General features: G+C 61.3%; 15 protein-coding genes and 4 tRNA genes. 13 read left to right on the top strand and 6 right to left on the bottom strand.

Annotated features, from left to right (window positions below):
- Positions 1-15 precede the first annotated feature (15 nt).
- On the top strand, positions 16-321 hold the full coding sequence (locus QRN10_RS14335; RefSeq protein ID WP_181081503.1) for a protealysin inhibitor emfourin: 306 nt from the start codon (positions 16-18) through the stop codon (positions 319-321).
- Between the two features lie 3 nt (positions 322-324).
- Here the strand turns inward: QRN10_RS14335 and QRN10_RS14330 are convergent, their stop codons facing one another.
- Entirely contained in the window at positions 325-1,533 is a 1,209-nt protein-coding gene (locus tag QRN10_RS14330; RefSeq protein ID WP_285428586.1) for an MFS transporter, read from the bottom strand.
- A 111-nt stretch (positions 1,534-1,644) separates the two neighbouring features.
- On the opposite strand from QRN10_RS14330, the gene QRN10_RS14325 reads away from it, so the two are divergent.
- Positions 1,645-2,547 carry a LysR family transcriptional regulator gene (locus QRN10_RS14325; protein ID WP_285428585.1) on the top strand — a complete coding sequence of 301 codons (903 nt, stop codon included), beginning with the start codon at positions 1,645-1,647 and terminating at the stop codon, positions 2,545-2,547.
- A 28-nt stretch (positions 2,548-2,575) separates the two neighbouring features.
- Here the strand turns inward: QRN10_RS14325 and QRN10_RS14320 are convergent, their stop codons facing one another.
- The 3 genes from QRN10_RS14320 to QRN10_RS14310 form a co-directional block, all read right to left on the bottom strand.
- Entirely contained in the window at positions 2,576-2,938 is a 363-nt protein-coding gene (locus QRN10_RS14320) for a response regulator (protein WP_253508560.1), read from the bottom strand.
- A 23-nt stretch (positions 2,939-2,961) separates the two neighbouring features.
- Positions 2,962-4,404, bottom strand: coding sequence for an ATPase domain-containing protein (locus QRN10_RS14315; protein WP_181081507.1), 1,443 nt, complete (start codon positions 4,402-4,404; stop codon positions 2,962-2,964).
- A 73-nt stretch (positions 4,405-4,477) separates the two neighbouring features.
- Positions 4,478-5,869, bottom strand: a complete 1,392-nt coding sequence (locus QRN10_RS14310) for an aldehyde dehydrogenase family protein (RefSeq protein WP_285428584.1) — start codon at positions 5,867-5,869, stop codon at positions 4,478-4,480.
- Positions 5,870-5,970: 101 nt separating this feature from the next.
- Between QRN10_RS14310 and ptrR the strand changes: the two genes are divergently transcribed.
- Positions 5,971-6,843, top strand: a complete 873-nt coding sequence (gene ptrR, locus QRN10_RS14305) for a putrescine utilization regulator PtrR (protein WP_253508558.1) — start codon at positions 5,971-5,973, stop codon at positions 6,841-6,843.
- A gap of 45 nt (positions 6,844-6,888) precedes the next feature.
- Here ptrR and QRN10_RS14300 read toward each other — a convergent pair whose 3' ends face one another.
- Positions 6,889-7,101, bottom strand: a complete 213-nt coding sequence (locus tag QRN10_RS14300) for a hypothetical protein (RefSeq protein ID WP_034099195.1) — start codon at positions 7,099-7,101, stop codon at positions 6,889-6,891.
- 96 nt (positions 7,102-7,197) lie between these two features.
- Positions 7,198-8,394, bottom strand: a complete 1,197-nt coding sequence (locus QRN10_RS14295) for an amino acid aminotransferase (protein WP_285428583.1) — start codon at positions 8,392-8,394, stop codon at positions 7,198-7,200.
- 343 nt (positions 8,395-8,737) lie between these two features.
- On the opposite strand from QRN10_RS14295, the gene uvrB reads away from it, so the two are divergent.
- The 10 genes from uvrB to QRN10_RS14245 all read left to right on the top strand — a co-directional run bounded on the left by uvrB (position 8,738) and on the right by QRN10_RS14245 (position 16,136).
- The gene (uvrB, locus tag QRN10_RS14290; RefSeq protein ID WP_181081512.1) at positions 8,738-10,753 is read left to right on the top strand and encodes an excinuclease ABC subunit UvrB; all 2,016 of its coding nucleotides are present in this window, start codon (positions 8,738-8,740) and stop codon (positions 10,751-10,753) included.
- Positions 10,754-10,939: 186 nt separating this feature from the next.
- Positions 10,940-12,421, top strand: a complete 1,482-nt coding sequence (gene gltX / locus QRN10_RS14285; RefSeq protein WP_181081513.1) for a glutamate--tRNA ligase — start codon at positions 10,940-10,942, stop codon at positions 12,419-12,421.
- 147 nt (positions 12,422-12,568) lie between these two features.
- Positions 12,569-12,644: transfer RNA gene (locus tag QRN10_RS14280), tRNA-Ala, on the top strand.
- A gap of 78 nt (positions 12,645-12,722) precedes the next feature.
- Positions 12,723-12,798, top strand: a tRNA-Glu gene (locus tag QRN10_RS14275).
- A 49-nt stretch (positions 12,799-12,847) separates the two neighbouring features.
- Positions 12,848-12,923: transfer RNA gene (locus QRN10_RS14270), tRNA-Ala, on the top strand.
- Between the two features lie 77 nt (positions 12,924-13,000).
- A tRNA-Glu gene (locus QRN10_RS14265) sits at positions 13,001-13,076 on the top strand.
- Between the two features lie 182 nt (positions 13,077-13,258).
- Positions 13,259-13,798, top strand: a complete 540-nt coding sequence (locus tag QRN10_RS14260) for a TetR/AcrR family transcriptional regulator (protein WP_285428582.1) — start codon at positions 13,259-13,261, stop codon at positions 13,796-13,798.
- Positions 13,799-13,811: 13 nt separating this feature from the next.
- A complete protein-coding gene (locus QRN10_RS14255; RefSeq protein WP_253508552.1) occupies positions 13,812-14,645 on the top strand; it encodes an alpha/beta hydrolase in 834 nt (277 codons plus the stop codon).
- Positions 14,646-14,686: 41 nt separating this feature from the next.
- Complete coding sequence (locus tag QRN10_RS14250) at positions 14,687-15,121, top strand: acyl-CoA thioesterase (protein ID WP_181081516.1); 435 nt, start codon at positions 14,687-14,689, stop codon at positions 15,119-15,121.
- A gap of 55 nt (positions 15,122-15,176) precedes the next feature.
- Positions 15,177-16,136 carry a tRNA dihydrouridine synthase gene (locus QRN10_RS14245; protein WP_181081517.1) on the top strand — a complete coding sequence of 320 codons (960 nt, stop codon included), beginning with the start codon at positions 15,177-15,179 and terminating at the stop codon, positions 16,134-16,136.
- The last annotated feature ends 365 nt before the right edge of the window (positions 16,137-16,501 follow it).

The raw sequence follows: 16,501 nt of genomic DNA, 5'->3' as shown, positions 1-16,501 counted from the left end.
CGGTGAGGAACAGCGATGCACATTTCGATCAAGGAAAACGGTGGGCCGGCGTTTTTTCCCGGACTGGCCAAGCCCCGCACGGTGGAACTGGACTCACTGCCCGAGCCGGACCAGCAGGAGTTGCGTCAACTGGTGGAAGCATCGAAGTTTTTCCAGTTGCCGCAAAGCAGCACACCGCCTCCCGGCAACCCCGGGCAGGTGCACTACACCCTGACGGTGTCCGAAGGCGAGCGCGAGCACACGGTCTGCGTACTGGCGCCGGTGAAGTCGCGTGAGCTGGACGGGCTGGTGCAGTGCGTGCGTCGGCATACCCGTTGCTGACGCTCACGTTGGCCATGCGGGCGTTCGCGCACGCGCGGCCAGCGAGGCGCCGAAGAGGTATAACGCACCGCCGGCGATCACGAACAGCGCCAGCATGTAGAACATAGAGTGGGCGGGCTGTGTGGCCAGCACGATCCCGCACAACACCGGCCCCAATGCCGCGCCGACATTGCTCAGGTTCTGCGCGCCGTAGTACATGCCGCGCAGCGGCTCGGGCGCGATGTTGTCGATGAACATGTATTCGACCGGAAACACGATGATTTCACCCAGGGTGAAAATTGCCATCGCGGCCACCCACCCCACCAGGCTGGTGGACAGGCCAAACCCCGCCAGCCCTGCCAGGAACAGGCCGAGCCCCGCCATGAGCCAGAGGTTCAGGTGCCGGTGGGAAATACGCTTGCCGATCACATACTGCAGGCTGATCACCATCAACGCATTGGTAGCCACCACGCTACTGATGATCCGGTACGTTGCTTCGGCGGTGGTGGTGACCACCAGGTATTGCGACAGATACGCGGTGAATTGCCCGAACACCACGGCGCTGAGCAGGCCGCCCAGGGTAAAGCACACCAGCCGGTAGTCACTCAACAGCAGCTTGCCCACTGCAAGGAACGGCGCGGTCGGCTGGCTGGCCGCAGCCGGCGCCAGGGTTCGGTCGCCCGCTACGTAGTACATCACCAGGAACCCCGCCCCCAGCCCGGCCGACGCAAGGAAGGGCAGGCTGATAGCCAGGGTTGCCAGGCCGGCACCCAGAAAAGGCCCGACGGCATAACCGATATTGGTCAGGGTGTATTTGATCGAAAACGCTTCGCTGCGCTCGGCGACGGGCAGCAGCCTGCCGAATCCGGATTTCACCGCGATGTCGATGACGGCATACGCCAGGTTGATCGAGACCAGGCACAGGTAGAACACCCAAAGGTCGCGCGCCCCATATGCGCCTAGAAAACCTGCGGTAAACACTGCGCAACATCCCAGGATCAATCGGTAGCCGCGCACCCTGTCCACCAGGAAACCGCCATATAGGCTCAGCAGCGAGCCGACGATCAACGTACTGCCGATCACCAGGCCGATATGGGCGACGCTCAGCGCAAATTGGCGCGACAGATAGATAACCAGATAGGGCAGGGTAATCGCACGGGCCAATGTCAGCATCAGGGCGGCGCAGAGCAGCAGGTTAACGGTACGGGGGTAGTTTTTCAGTGTGGTCAGCATCCTGGCCTCAAACGTTGGGTTAACCCACCAGAGATTACTGTGGAGCGTGGTTCTGATTTAGGATGATTTCTATCAAGTGCTGTGAACTCAATTCATGAATACGGAACGTGCATGTTCTCCTCCGAACGTTTGAAAGGTATCGATGTGTTTGTGTGCGTGGCGGATTTCGGCAGCTTCACCGCCGCCGCCGAAAAGATGAACCTGACTGCGTCCGCCGTCAGTAAAAGCATCGCGCGCCTGGAAAAGCGCCTGGGCGCACGACTGTTCCATCGCACCACGCGGCGCCTGTCGTTGACCGAGGCAGGGGGCGCGTTCTATCGCACGTGCACGGGCGTGCTCGCCGACCTCGAAGAGGCCGAGCGTTGCCTGCAGGCCGAGCATATCGAGCCACGTGGGCGGGTACGTATCGATCTGCCCGGCGCGTTCGGACGTTCACAGGTGCTGCCGGTCCTGCTGCCGGTCCTGCAGGCTCATCCCTTGTTGATCCCGCATATTTCGTTCAGCGAGGGGCTGGTGGACCCGATCAAGGAAGGTGCTGACATTGTTGTACGTATCGGTGGCGCCGAGGCCTGGCCGCCGTCGATGGGGCACCGTGTGCTCGCCCGTGAATGGCACACCCTGTGTGCTTCACCGGCCTACCTGGCGAACCATGGCACCCCGTTGCTGGAAGCGGACCTCGACCAGCATCGCTGCATCGCCTATGGCTGGGTGGATGGGCGCATCAGCCCATGGAACGTGGCGGATGAACGGGGGGCGGTCCGGCACAGGCAGGTTATGCCGCAGTTGGTGGTCGGTAATGGGGAGGGGCTGATGATGGCTGCGCTGGCAGGTTGCGGTATTGCGCAATTCCCATCGTGGTTGATTCAGCAACCGTTGCAGCAAGGGGCATTGGTCGAGGTGCTGCCGCAGTTGGCCACCGAAGGCGCAGCCATCAGCGTGGCCTGGGTCAAGCGCCGCGAGGCACTGCCCAAGGTGCGCGTGGTGTTGGACGCCTTGATGGCGGGGTTGAGTTAAAGCCCTCTGTATCCGGCTGCGGGAGGCATCAAGTCGAGGCCAGCAGCCTTTTCACTTCGGCGACAATCAGGTCGATATTGAAGGGCTTGGTCAGTACCGCGTCGAACAGGTCCGAGCGCTGCATGCCGATGTGCGCCTGCGCGCCGCTCATCAAAATGATCGGTAGATGATTGACGTTCGGCAGGGCGCGCACCGCTTCGGCGAGCTGTTGGCCGTCCATCACCGGCATCATGAAGTCGGTGATGATCAGCGACGGGCGTTCGCGCTCGAGCACGTCCAGTGCCTTGCGTCCGTTGCTCGCTGTAACGACCATGAACCCCTCATCCTCCAGCGCAAAGCCAAGGATGTCGGCGATCAGATATTCGTCATCGACGACCAGGATGGTGGTCATGTCAGTCCAACCCACACAAAGACTTAAAAAGCTGAACCAGGCAGCGCTGAATTGGACACCACTGAGGGGGCATTTCTTGAAACCTTTCTTAGATCAACGGCTTGGTCGCGGATGACCACCTCCAGCAGCGAGGGGTCATAGAAGCTGTCTCTGACCTTAAGAATGGAAAGCGTCCTTCTAAGTTCAGACTGAATCTCGAAGAAACGCATCAGCATCAGATTGTCGGCAATGCTCGACAGCTCGGATGCCGGTGAGCTGACCTCGGAACCGAACAGGTCATGCATTTCCCAGGTCGCGAATACCGTGACACCACGGGCGCGCAGTTCGTTCATCAATGCGCTGTAGAAATCGGTGATGCGCGCCGGGTTGGTGGACACCCGGGTCATGCCGCTGAGGCTGTCGATAAACAGCCGCTTGATGCCTTTTTCTTCCACCAGTCGCAGCAGGCGTGCGCCCAGGCCGTCGAGCAAGCCTTCGGTGGTGGGCTGCCAGGCCACGCTCAGGGCGCCGCTGTCCTGCATCTGCTGCAGGTCGATGCCCAGGGACAGGCCCTTGAGCTGCAGACGTTGCGGGCTTTCGTAAAAACCGAAGTGCAGGCCCGGCGCTTCGACCGTCGATTCGGACAGGAACTTGAGGCCCAGGGTGGTCTTGCCGATGCCCGACGGGCCCATTACCAGGGTCACGCTGGAGCTGTGCAGGCCGCCACCAAGGATCGCGTCCAGTGAAGTGATGCCGCTGGGGATGCGCGTCAGGTCGGCGCTGTCCGGTGCGGAAGGGCGGCCATAGAGGCTTTCCAGGCGCGGGTACACCACCAGGCCGTCGTTGGTGATTTCGCATTCGTGCAGGCCGGTGAGCGCGCCGCTGCCGCGGGTCTTGCGCAGCTGGATACGGCGCACCGAACGGGTACCGAACAGCTCCTCGCCCATTTCGATCACGCCGTCGACCATGGTGTGTTCGGGGCTGCCGTCGTCCAGGCGCGAGCTGGTCAGGAACAGCACCGTGCAACCGGCGAAGGCGGCGTGCCCTTGCAGTTCGGAAATGAATTTCTTCGTGTCGATCGGCGAGTCGGCCTTGGAGCGTGCATTCAACAAGCCGTCTACGACCATAACGGTAGCCTTCTGCCTGCTGATCTCACGCCGGAGCAACTTCACTACCTCGTCGAGGCCTTCGTTTTCCAGGGTGTCGAAGGCGCTGACGAATTGGATTTCGGCGCCGACGCGGGCGGCGTCGAAAAAGCTCAGGGTGGAGAGGAACTGGAAAAGGCGGTCGTGGGATTCCGCCAACAGCGTGGCGACCAGGACTCGGCCGCCGTTGCGCGCATGATGGAACCCCAGCTGGTTGGCGAGGATGGTTTTACCGGAGCCGGGGCGCCCCTGAATGATATAAGACGCCCCAGACACCAGCCCTCCCTTGAGCAGAGCATCCAGCCCTTCGATTCCGCTTTGAAGGCGATTTAGCTTTTCCACAGTGCGATCCTGACCCTAAAAACATGCTGTTAAGCCGAGTGGACAGGATGCTAACGCCATTTGTTCAATGGGGCTACTTGCGATCCAGCCACACCGTCTGTGCATTGCAGAATTCCCGCACGCCAAAGTGCGACAACTCACGGCCGAACCCGCTCTTTTTCACACCGCCAAAAGCGACGCGCGGATCGGAAACGCTGAACGCATTGACGAAGATACCGCCAGTCTCCAGTTGGTCGGCGATCTGGCGTGCCTTGGCCGGATCCTCGGTGAAAATGCTGGCGGTGAGGCCGAACTCGCTGTCATTGGCCAGGGCCACGGCGTGGTTGGCATCGCGGGCAGTGATGATCGAGGCTACCGGGCCGAACAGTTCTTGTTTGAAAGAGGTCATCTGATCGGTGACGTCCGCCAGGACCGTCGGCTGATAATAGTTGCCGGTTCCCTCAACTTTGTCGCCGCCCAGCAGCAGGGTAGCGCCCTCGTTCAAGGTCGCCTGGACTTGCCCATGCAGTTCGTCGCGCAGGTCGAAGCGCGCCATCGGGCCGATGTAAGTGCTGGTGGCGGTCGGGTCGCCCATGGCCAGGGCACGACTGGCTTCGACGAACTTGGCGGTAAAGGCCTGCGCCACGCCTTCTTCTATGATCAGGCGCTTGGCGGCGGCGCACACCTGGCCGCTGTTCTGGAAGCGGCCGATGACGGCGGCCTGCACGGCGGCGTCGAGGTCGGCGTCGTTGAGCACGATAAACGGGTCGGAACCGCCCAGTTCCAGCACACATTTTTTCAGCGCGGCGCCGGCCTGCGAGCCAATGGCCATGCCGGCCCGCACGCTGCCGGTGAGGGTAACGGCGGCGACACGGGGATCGGCAATCGCGGTGGACACACCGTCCTGGGTCACGTTGATCACTTCGAACGCGCCATCAAGGAAACCAGCTTGTTGGAACGCGGCTTTGATCAGGTAGGCGCTGCCCATCACATTCGGTGCGTGCTTGAGCACGTAGGTGTTGCCGGCGAGCAGGGTCGGCACGGCGCCGCGCAGCACCTGCCAGACTGGGAAGTTCCAGGGCATCACGGCAAGGATCGGGCCCAGCGGGCGGTACTCGATGTGGGCCGTGCCGTTGTCCACCAGGGTCGGTTCCGGGGCGAGCATGGCCGGGCCGTGGGCGGCGTACCACTCGCTGAGCTGGGCGCATTTTTCGATTTCGGCACGGGCCTGTGCAATGGGTTTGCCCATTTCCAGGGTGATCATCTGCGCCATGGCTTCGGCCTGATCGCGTAGAGCGGTGGCCAGGGCCAGCAGCAGCTCGGCACGCTGGCCGACCGGCTGGCGACGCCAAGTGCGGAACGCCTGGGTAGCGCGATCAAGCGCCGCGTCCAGTTGCGGTGCGGTTTCGTAAGGGTAGCTGCCGACGGTTTCGCCGCTGGCCGGGTTGATTGAGAGGGCGTGGGTCTGAGAGGTAACTGCGTGCATGGTGCCGTCCTGCTGAAGGGGGAATGGGTTCAGCGTATGGGCCTGGATCTTTTCTGAGAACTGAATAATAGTGAGCAATACGTTCACGATCGGAGAATGACTTGGATCTGGTGCAGTTGGAAATTTTCAAGGCCGTTGCCGAGCAGGGCAGTATCAGCGCTGCCGCGCAGTTGATCCATCGGGTGCCGTCGAACCTGACCACGCGCATCAAGCAGTTGGAGCAGGACCTGGGCGTCGAGTTGTTTATCCGCGAGAAGAGCCGTTTGCGCCTGTCGCCGGCCGGGTGGAATTTCCTCGGTTATGCGCGGCGCATCCTCGATCTGGTGCAGGAAGCCCGTGCCACGGTGGCGGGCGAGGAGCCCCAGGGCGCGTTTGCCCTGGGCGCGCTGGAAAGCACGGCGGCGGTGCGCATCCCGGCGTTGTTGGCGGCCTATAACCAGAAGCACACCAAGGTTGAGTTGGACTTGAGCACCGGGCCTTCGGGCACCATGATCGAAGGCGTGCTGTCGGGGCGCCTGACGGCCGCGTTTGTCGACGGGCCGGTGCTGCACTCGACCCTGGAAGGCGTAGCGGTGTTCGAGGAAGAGATGGTGGTGATCGCGCCGTTGCACCATGCGCCGATCAGGCGAGGGCAGGATGTGAATGGCGAGAACATTTACACGTTTCGCTCCAATTGCTCTTACCGGCATCACTTTGAGCGCTGGTTTTCCCAGGATGGCTCGGTGCCGGGCAAAATCTTCGAAATCGAGTCGTACCACGGCATGTTGGCGTGCGTCAGTGCGGGCGCCGGGCTGGCATTGATGCCGCGCAGCATGCTGGAAAGCATGCCGGGGTCGGCGGCGGTGAGTGTGTGGCCGCTGGCTGATACCTTTCGCGTATTGAATACCTGGTTGATCTGGCGGCGCGGCACGGTGTCGCAGAGTTTGAACAGTTTTGTGAAGCTGCTGGAGGAGCGCAGCCTGGCTGTCGCCTGAGTGATCAAGATGGGAGTGGGTGTGTCCCCTCCCACCTGATGGTCATCAGCCGCCGAACTGGAAGGTGCCCATGGCCAGTTTCGCCATGATTGCCGTTGCACCCAGTTGCACCAGCCACAACGCCAGACCACCGAGGAAGACGCCGAGCGCCACCTGCAGCACCAGGCTTTTTTCACGCTTGGGGTGGTGGGTGGCGCGCGGGGGGAAGGGGTCCATATCGTCGGGGTCGGCGCGCAGATCCAGGTCATCGTTTCGCATAGGGCTCTCACAGAAGGGGGCGGTCGGGTTCAGTCTAGGGGCTGGATACGAAAAAGGGGAAACCATCGGCTTCCCCTCCTTGTGCAACCAGCAGGTTTACAGGACCTGAACGATTGCCTGTGTGACCGCATCGATGTTGGCCTGGTTCAACGCTGCCACGCAGATGCGCCCGGTATCCAACGCGTAGATGCCGAACTCGGTGCGCAGGCGGGTGACTTGCTCCACGGTCAGGCCGGAGTAGGAGAACATCCCGCGCTGGCGGCCGACGAAGCTGAAGTCGTGGCCCGGGGCGGCTTTGGCCAGTTCGGCGACCATCTGCTCGCGCATGCCCCGGATGCGCAGGCGCATCTGGGCCAGTTCGGCTTCCCACTGGGCGCGCAGCTCGGGGTTGTTGAGCACCGCCGCGACGATGGCCGCGCCGTGGGTCGGTGGGTTGGAATAGTTGGTGCGGATCACGCGCTTGACCTGGGACAGGATGCGCGCGCTTTCTTCCTTGGACTCGCTGACGATCGACAGCGCGCCCACGCGCTCGCCATACAGCGAGAACGACTTGGAGAACGAGCTGGACACAAAGAAGGTCAGGCCCGACTCGGCGAACAGGCGCACGGCGGCGGCGTCCTCGTCGATGCCGTCGCCAAAGCCTTGATAGGCCATGTCGAGGAACGGCACCAGGTTTTTGGCCTTGACCACGTCCAGGACTTTTTGCCAGTCGGTCGGGCTCAGGTCGACGCCGGTCGGGTTGTGGCAGCAGGCGTGCAGCACCACGATGGACTGCGGCGGCAGGGCGTTGAGGTCTTCGAACAGGCCGGCACGGTTTACGTCGTGGGTGGCGGCATCGTAGTAGCGATAGTTCTGCACCGGGAAACCGGCGGTTTCGAACAGCGCGCGGTGGTTTTCCCAGCTCGGGTCGCTGATGGCCACCACGGCGCCCGGCAACAGCTGCTTGAGGAAGTCCGCGCCGATCTTCAGCGCGCCGGTGCCGCCAACGGCTTGCACGGTGACTACCCGCTCAGCGCTGAGCAGTGGCGACGCTTGACCGAACAGCAGGGTTTGCACGGCCTTGTCGTAGGCGGCGATGCCATCGATCGGCAGGTAACCACGAGCGGCATGCTGCGCCACACGAATGGCTTCCGCTTCGGCAACGGCACGCAAGAGTGGAATCTTCCCCTCCTCGTTGCAGTAAACGCCCACGCCAAGGTTGACCTTGGTGGTTCGGGTGTCGGCGTTGAATGCTTCGTTGAGGCCCAGGATAGGATCGCGTGGTGCCATTTCGACAGCGGAGAACAGGCTCATTTTTGCGGCAGCTCTATGGGGGGTAGGAGGGACGTGTCGCGCTCCAGCCGAATGCACTAGAGCGGTGCACAAACGGGGAGCTAGTATAGAGGCCATCAGTGCCGAGGGCGACCACCGAAACGGCTTTTCGGCGAAGTTTTTCGGTTTATTTGCCGACCGTTAGTCATATTGCAACCTTGATCGAAAACCCAGGGTCAGACGTTTGCCTTGAAAGCCGTCACATTCGCCTCCACTTGTATGGCTATCATGGTTATTTCCTACGGCCCGCTCTGAATCTTCGCGGGTGGTGGTCTATTTCGTCCCCGACCGCTTTACAGTCTGGGGTGACTTCAAGAGGTACGTTATGTCGGATTTCCAACTGGTCACCCGTTTCGAACCCGCCGGCGATCAACCCGAGGCCATTCGCCAGATGGTCGAAGGCATCGAGGCCGGCCTGTCCCACCAGACGCTGCTCGGGGTGACCGGTTCGGGCAAGACCTTCAGCATTGCCAATGTGATCGCCCAGGTTAACCGCCCGACCCTGGTGCTGGCGCCGAACAAGACCTTGGCCGCGCAGTTGTACGGCGAGTTCAAGGCGTTCTTTCCGAACAACGCGGTCGAGTACTTCGTTTCCTACTACGACTACTACCAGCCCGAAGCCTACGTGCCGTCCTCCGATACCTTTATCGAGAAGGACGCGTCGATCAACGACCATATCGAGCAGATGCGCCTGTCGGCGACCAAGGCGCTGCTGGAGCGCAAGGACGCGATCATCGTCACCACGGTGTCGTGCATCTACGGCCTGGGCAGCCCGGAAACCTATCTGAAGATGGTGCTGCATGTCGATCGCGGCGACAAACTCGACCAGCGCGAGCTGCTGCGTCGCCTGGCGAGCCTGCAGTACACCCGCAACGATATGGACTTCGCCCGCGCCACCTTCCGTGTGCGCGGCGATGTGATCGATATCTACCCGGCCGAATCGGACCTGGAGGCAATCCGCATTGAGCTGTTCGACGATGAGGTGGAGAGTCTCTCGGCGTTCGACCCATTGACCGGCGAAGTGATCCGCAAACTGCCGCGCTTCACCTTCTATCCGAAAAGCCACTACGTGACGCCGCGTGAAACCCTGATGGGCGCCATCGAAGGCATCAAGGTCGAGCTGGCCGAGCGTTTGGAATACCTGCGCGCCAACAATAAGCTGGTGGAAGCCCAGCGCCTGGAGCAGCGCACCCGCTTCGATCTGGAGATGATCCTGGAGCTGGGTTACTGCAACGGCATCGAAAACTACTCGCGCTACCTCTCGGGCCGCGAATCCGGCGCGCCGCCGCCCACCCTCTACGATTACTTGCCGCCGGATGCGCTGCTGGTGATCGACGAATCCCACGTCAGCGTGCCGCAGGTGGGCGCGATGTATAAAGGCGACCGCTCGCGCAAGGAAACCTTGGTGGAGTACGGCTTCCGCCTGCCGTCGGCGCTGGATAACCGACCGATGCGTTTCGACGAATGGGAAGCCATCAGCCCGCAGACGATTTTTGTGTCGGCGACGCCGGGTAATTACGAAGCCGAACATGCCGGCCGAGTGATTGAGCAACTGGTACGGCCGACCGGCCTGGTCGACCCGGAAATTGAAATTCGCCCGGCGCTGACCCAGGTCGACGACCTGCTTTCGGAAATCAACAAGCGCGTGGCCCTGGAAGAGCGGGTGCTGGTCACTACGCTGACCAAACGCATGTCCGAAGACTTGACCGACTACCTGGCCGACCACGGCGTGCGTGTGCGCTACCTGCACTCGGATATCGATACCGTGGAACGCGTGGAGATCATCCGCGACCTGCGCCTGGGCACCTTCGATGTGCTGGTGGGCATCAACCTGCTGCGCGAAGGCCTGGACATGCCGGAAGTGTCGCTGGTGGCGATTCTCGATGCGGACAAGGAGGGCTTCCTGCGCTCCGAACGTTCGCTGATCCAGACCATCGGTCGCGCGGCGCGTAACCTCAATGGCCGCGCGATTCTGTACGCCGACCGCATCACCGGTTCCATGGAGCGGGCGATCGGCGAGACCCAGCGGCGTCGCGACAAGCAGATCGCGTTCAACCTGGAGAACGGCATCACGCCCAAAGGGGTGTTCAAGGACGTCGCCGACATCATGGAAGGCGCCACCGTGCCCGGCTCGCGCAGCAAAAAGCGCAAGGGCATGGCCAAGGCCGCCGAGGAGAGCGCCAAGTACGAAAACGAACTGCGTTCGCCGAGTGAGATCACCAAGCGGATTCGGCAGTTGGAAGAGAAAATGTACCAGTTGGCGCGCGACCTGGAGTTTGAAGCGGCGGCGCAGACGCGTGACGAGATTGGCAAGTTGCGTGAGCGCTTGTTGGCGGTTTGATCTGCGCTGAATTGACTGGCCTTATCTGGGGCAAGCCCCTTCACACTTTGATCTGTGAACACATTTCAACCGTGGGAGGGGGCTTGCCCCCGATAGCCACGCCGCGGTTTTCCAGAAATCCCCCAGGGCTGTTACCATTCGCCCCTTGTTTCAATTTTCAGTTATATCGCCCATTCGAGACCTGCCATGACCACCGTCCGCACGCGCATCGCGCCATCGCCTACTGGGGATCCCCACGTCGGTACTGCCTACATCGCCTTGTTCAACTACTGCTTCGCCAAGCAGCACGGCGGTGAATTCATCCTGCGGATCGAAGACACCGATCAACTGCGTTCCACCCGCGAGTCGGAACAACAGATTTTCGATGCGCTGCGCTGGTTGGGCATCACCTGGGCCGAAGGTCCGGACGTGGGCGGCCCGCACGGTCCGTATCGCCAGAGCGAGCGCAGCGAGATCTACAAGCAATACACCCAGCAACTGGTCGACATGGGCCACGCGTTCCCGTGCTTCTGCACGGCCGAGGAACTCGACCAGATGCGCGCCGAGCAACAGGCCCGTGGCGAAACCCCGCGCTACGACGGCCGCGCGCTGCTGTTGTCCAAGGAAGAAGTGGCACGCCGCCTGGCCGCCGGCGAACCCCATGTGATCCGCATGAAGGTGCCGAGCGAAGGCGTGTGCGTGGTGCCGGACATGCTGCGCGGTGATGTCGAGATCCCGTGGGACCGCATGGATATGCAGGTGCTGATGAAGACCGACGGCCTGCCCACGTACTTCCTGGCCAACGTGGTCGATGACCACCTGATGGGCATCACCCATGTGCTGCGTGGCGAAGAGTGGCTGCCGTCGGCGCCGAAGTTGATCCTGCTCTACGAGTATTTCGGTTGGGAACAGCCGCAACTGTGCTACATGCCGCTGCTGCGTAACCCGGACAAGAGCAAGCTGTCCAAGCGCAAGAACCCGACCTCGGTGACGTTCTACGAGCGCATGGGGTTTATGCCCGAAGCGATGCTCAACTACCTGGGCCGCATGGGTTGGTCGATGCCGGACGAGCGCGAGAAGTTCTCGCTGCAGGAAATGGTCGACAACTTCGACCTGTCCCGTGTGTCGCTGGGTGGGCCGATCTTCGATATCGAGAAACTCTCGTGGCTCAACGGCCAATGGCTGCGCGACTTGCCGGTGGAAGAGTTCGCCAGCCGTGTGCAGCAGTGGGCGTTGAATCCTCAATACATGATGAAGATCGCGCCGCTGGTGCAGGGCAGGGTGGAGACGTTCAGCCAGGTCGCGCCGTTGGCCAGTTTCTTCTTTGCCGGGGGTGTGAACCCGGATCCGAAGCTGTTCGAATCCAAGAAACTGTCAGGTGACCAGGTTCGCCAGTTGATGCAGTTGATCCTGTGGAAGCTGGAGAGCCTGCGGCAGTGGGAGAAGGACGCCATCACCGCGACGATTCAGGCGGTGGTCGAGTCCCTGGAATTGAAATTGCGCGATGCCATGCCGCTGATGTTTGCGGCGATCACCGGGCAGGCCAGTTCGGTGTCCGTGCTCGATGCGATGGAAATTCTTGGCCCGGACCTGACGCGTTTCCGTCTGCGCCAAGCGCTTGATTTGCTGGGTGGTGTGTCGAAGAAAGAAAACAAAGAGTGGGAAAAGCTGCTGGGCGCTATCGCCTAAGCACGCGGCGGTAACGACGAAACCCCGGTTTTCCGGGGTTTCGTCGGTAAGTGATTGTTATCCCGGCAAAAAATTTTGGAAATTGTTGAAAATAAATTTGACACGTTTCCAAACCGCCATTAAGATTCGCCCCGTCCTCACCGATGAGGGGCTATAGCTCAGCTGGGAGAGCGCTTGCATGGCATGCAAGAGGTCAACGGTTCGATCCCGTTTAGCTCCACCAATTTACAGGTTCAGGGTCTGGCCACACCGTCCTTGAATCGATCAGAACTCAGCTCTGATCCGTTGTACAGAAGGTTTTGTCCCCTTCGTCTAGTGGCCTAGGACACCGCCCTTTCACGGCGGTAACAGGGGTTCGAGTCCCCTAGGGGACGCCAGTTTCAACAAGCAGCTCGAAAGGTCTGCTGCGCCGCCAGGCGAAAAATCGGGGCTATAGCTCAGCTGGGAGAGCGCTTGCATGGCATGCAAGAGGTCAACGGTTCGATCCCGTTTAGCTCCACCAATTTACAGGTTCAAGGTTCCGGCCACACCGTCCTTGAATCGATCAGAGTCGATCTGATCAATGTATAGAAGGTTTGTGTCCCCTTCGTCTAGTGGCCTAGGACACCGCCCTTTCACGGCGGTAACAGGGGTTCGAGTCCCCTAGGGGACGCCACGATTACCCGCTCTGCGGGATTTTTAAGGGTCATTCAATTATTGAATGGCCCTTTTGTTTGTCTGGCGTTTGTCAATTTTCTCTTCCGATACTTTCCTGTCGTTCTGACCAATGGTCATGCCGGTCGGTTGCGGAATATTATTATGGTAATAATATTAAACCCATGAAGACGGAGGCATACGATGAACGATAAAAAAGCGCAAACCCGCGAACGCATTCTGCAGGCCGCAAGCGCTGCGTTGATTCAACGTGGCCCGGCTGAGCCCAGCGTGGGTGAGGTCATGGGGGCGGCGGGGCTGACCGTGGGTGGCTTCTACGCACACTTTGAAAGCAAGGACGCGATGATGCTGGAGGCCTTCAGTCAATTGCTGGCCCAGCGCCGCGCGTCCATCGACGACCTCGACGAGCAGATCACCGGCGAAGAGCGCCGCACCTTGGTGGCGGCTTTTTATCTGTCGCGCAAACACCGTGATTCAACCTCTCAGGCCTGCCCGCTACCCGCCACTGTCGGAGAAATGGGCCGCTTGCCGGAGGCGTTTCGCCAAGTGTTGAACGAGCACGTTGAGTTGATGGCGGCCCAGTTGGCGGCCTGCCCGGAAGACATCGATAAAGCCCTGGCGGACATGGCGTTGATGGTGGGTGGCCTGACCCTGGCGCGTGCGCTCGGGCCGGGTGAATTGTCGGATCGGGTGATACGCGCGGCCAAGTCGGCGGTGCGCTGAAAAGGAGCAGGCGATGGGCGCGTTAACCTGGGTGCGAGGTGTCAACGGTACGTTGGGGCGCGTGGCGCCGCAAACGGTAGCCAATAGAATGCGCCGTGTGTTTATGACCCCGCGCGCGCTGCCGCCCCGTGAGTGGGAGTTGCCGATGCTGGCGCAGGCCCAGCGCATCACCTTGCGGTTCGGCTTGTCGGCCCTGCGTTGGGGCGAAGGGCCTGCGGTGCTGTTAATGCATGGCTGGGAAGGTCGCCCGACCCAATTTGCCAGCTTGATCGGCGCACTGATCGACAACGGCTACTCGGTGATTGCCCTGGACGGGCCGGCCCATGGGCATTCTCCAGGGCGCGAAGCCCACGTGGTGCTATTCGCCCGCGCCATGCTGGAAGCGGCTGCCGAGTTGCCGCCGCTGCATGCGGTTATCGGCCATTCCATGGGCGGCGCCAGCGCGATGCTCGCCGTGCAGCTGGGGTTGCGCACCCAGGCATTGGTCAGCATCGCCGCGCCGTCGCGGTTTCTGGATGCGCTGGGCGGCTTTTCCCGCATGATGGGCTTGCCGGCGCGAGCGCGTGCAGCATTTATCCAGGAGGTCGAGCTGACCTTTGGCATGCCGCTCAAGCATCTGGACGTGGCGCATTACCACATGAATATCCCAGGCCTGATTGTGCACGCTGAAGACGACACCTTTGTCCCGGTCAGAGCCGCCAAGGCCATCCATGATGCCTGGTTCGACAGCCGCCTGCTGCAACTGGAGCAGGGCGGCCATCAGAAGGTACTGGCCGATCCGCGGGTGATCGACGGTGTGCTGATGCTGCTGGGCGGCGCTCGTCTACAGGCACGGCAAAGTGCCTGATACACTGCTGCCCGCCGACATTAATCGACCGGGAGCAAGGCATGGGCTGGGATTTGGCAACGCCGTTTATCATCGATCTGCAGGTCGCCGCTGAAGACATCGACGGGCTGGGGCATGCCAACAACGCGGTGTATGTCGCTTGGCTCGAGCGCTGCGCGTGGCGCCATTCCCAGCGCCTGGGGCTGGACCTTGCCGAATACCGTCGCCTGGACCGTGCCATGGCGGTGGTGCGCCATGAGATCGATTACCTGGCCGCCGCTTATGAAGGCGATGAGCTGCAACTGGCCACCTGGATCGTCGATTGGGACCAGCGGCTGAAGATGACCCGCCGCTTCCAACTGGTCCGACCCCGAGATGGCGCTACCTTGCTACGGGCGCAGACCACCTTTGTATGCATCGAGCTGTCCAGCGGCAAGCCCAAGCGCATGCCGGTCGAGTTTCTCGACGGCTATGGGCCTGCCCTGACAGGGGGTTAACGGTTGCGGTGGGAAACCCAGTAAACTGCGCCACGATTTTTCTTGAGTGTTTTCCATGCAAATTGCCTTGGCGCCCATGGAGGGGTTGGTCGACAACATCCTGCGCGATGTACTGACGCGCGTGGGTGGGATTGACTGGTGCGTGACCGAATTCATCCGCGTCAATGACCGCCTGCTCACACCGGCCTATTTCCACAAGCTCGCGCCTGAACTGCTGCACGGTGCCCACACCGCCGCAGGTGTGCCCTTGCGTGTGCAGTTGCTCGGTTCCGATCCGGTATGCCTGGCGGAAAACGCCGCCCTGGCCTGCGAGTTGGGCTCCGAGGTGATCGATCTGAATTTCGGTTGCCCAGCCAAGACCGTCAACAAATCGCGCGGTGGGGCCGTGCTGCTCAAGGAGCCGGAGTTGCTTAACCGGATCGTTGAGCATGTGCGCCGCGCCGTACCGGTGCATATCCCGGTCACCGCCAAAATGCGTCTGGGCTTCGACAGCCCGGACGGTGCGCTGGTGTGCGCCACGGCGTTGGCCGAGGGCGGCGCTGCGCATATCGTGGTGCATGCGCGTACCAAGACTGATGGCTACAAGCCGCCTGCGCACTGGGAATGGATCCCCCGTGTGCAGGACGTGGTCAAGGTGCCGGTGTTCGCCAATGGCGATATCTGGAGCGTTGACGACTGGCGACGCTGCCGCGAAGTCAGTGGTGCCGAAGACATCATGCTCGGTCGTGGCCTGGTAGCGCGTCCGGACCTGGCGCGGCAAATCGCGGCGGCCCGCGCAGGTGCCCAGGTGGTGGAAATGACCTGGGCCGAGCTGCAGCCCATGCTGCAAGAATTCTGGCGGCAATCGGTGGCGCAACTGACAGAAAAGCAGGCACCCGGCCGCTTGAAGCAGTGGCTGGCGATGCTCACGCGCAACTACCCCGAAGCGGTAGAGCTGTTTACCGCCATGCGCCGCGAGACAGAACTGGAGCGCGTCAGCCGCTTGCTGGGCATGACGCACCCAATTGCGGATTGACGAGAATGGCTTGAAGTCCGAGGCGCCCCTGAGGCGCCTTTTTGTGCCGCTTGATTGTGGCAAGAAGCTGCGAGCTCGACCTGCGTTCCGATGTTGTTGTCGCGATGTCGAGTTCACGCCTTCCGCGCGTAAACCGCTCAAGCACAGGGCGCTGGCCGATTCCATGCGTGAGCAATATTCAGAAAACTCCCAGCAAGCGTAAGCCGTAATTGCTGTTTTTTCAGCAATAGCAGCTTGTTGTTACCGGTAAGACTGGAACTTGCCAGTCCCTCGCGCCACTGATTGAGCGTATTAAGCGCGCTTTGATTTGTTCGGATGATCACTGAAAGCTTAATCCTCTAATGAAAATAATCGGTATGACGGTC

This window comes from Pseudomonas sp. lyk4-R2A-8 (genome assembly GCF_030209095.1).
In the GTDB taxonomy this organism is placed as follows: domain Bacteria; phylum Pseudomonadota; class Gammaproteobacteria; order Pseudomonadales; family Pseudomonadaceae; genus Aquipseudomonas; species Aquipseudomonas quebecensis.
This window is presented reverse-complemented; position numbering and strand designations above follow the sequence as displayed.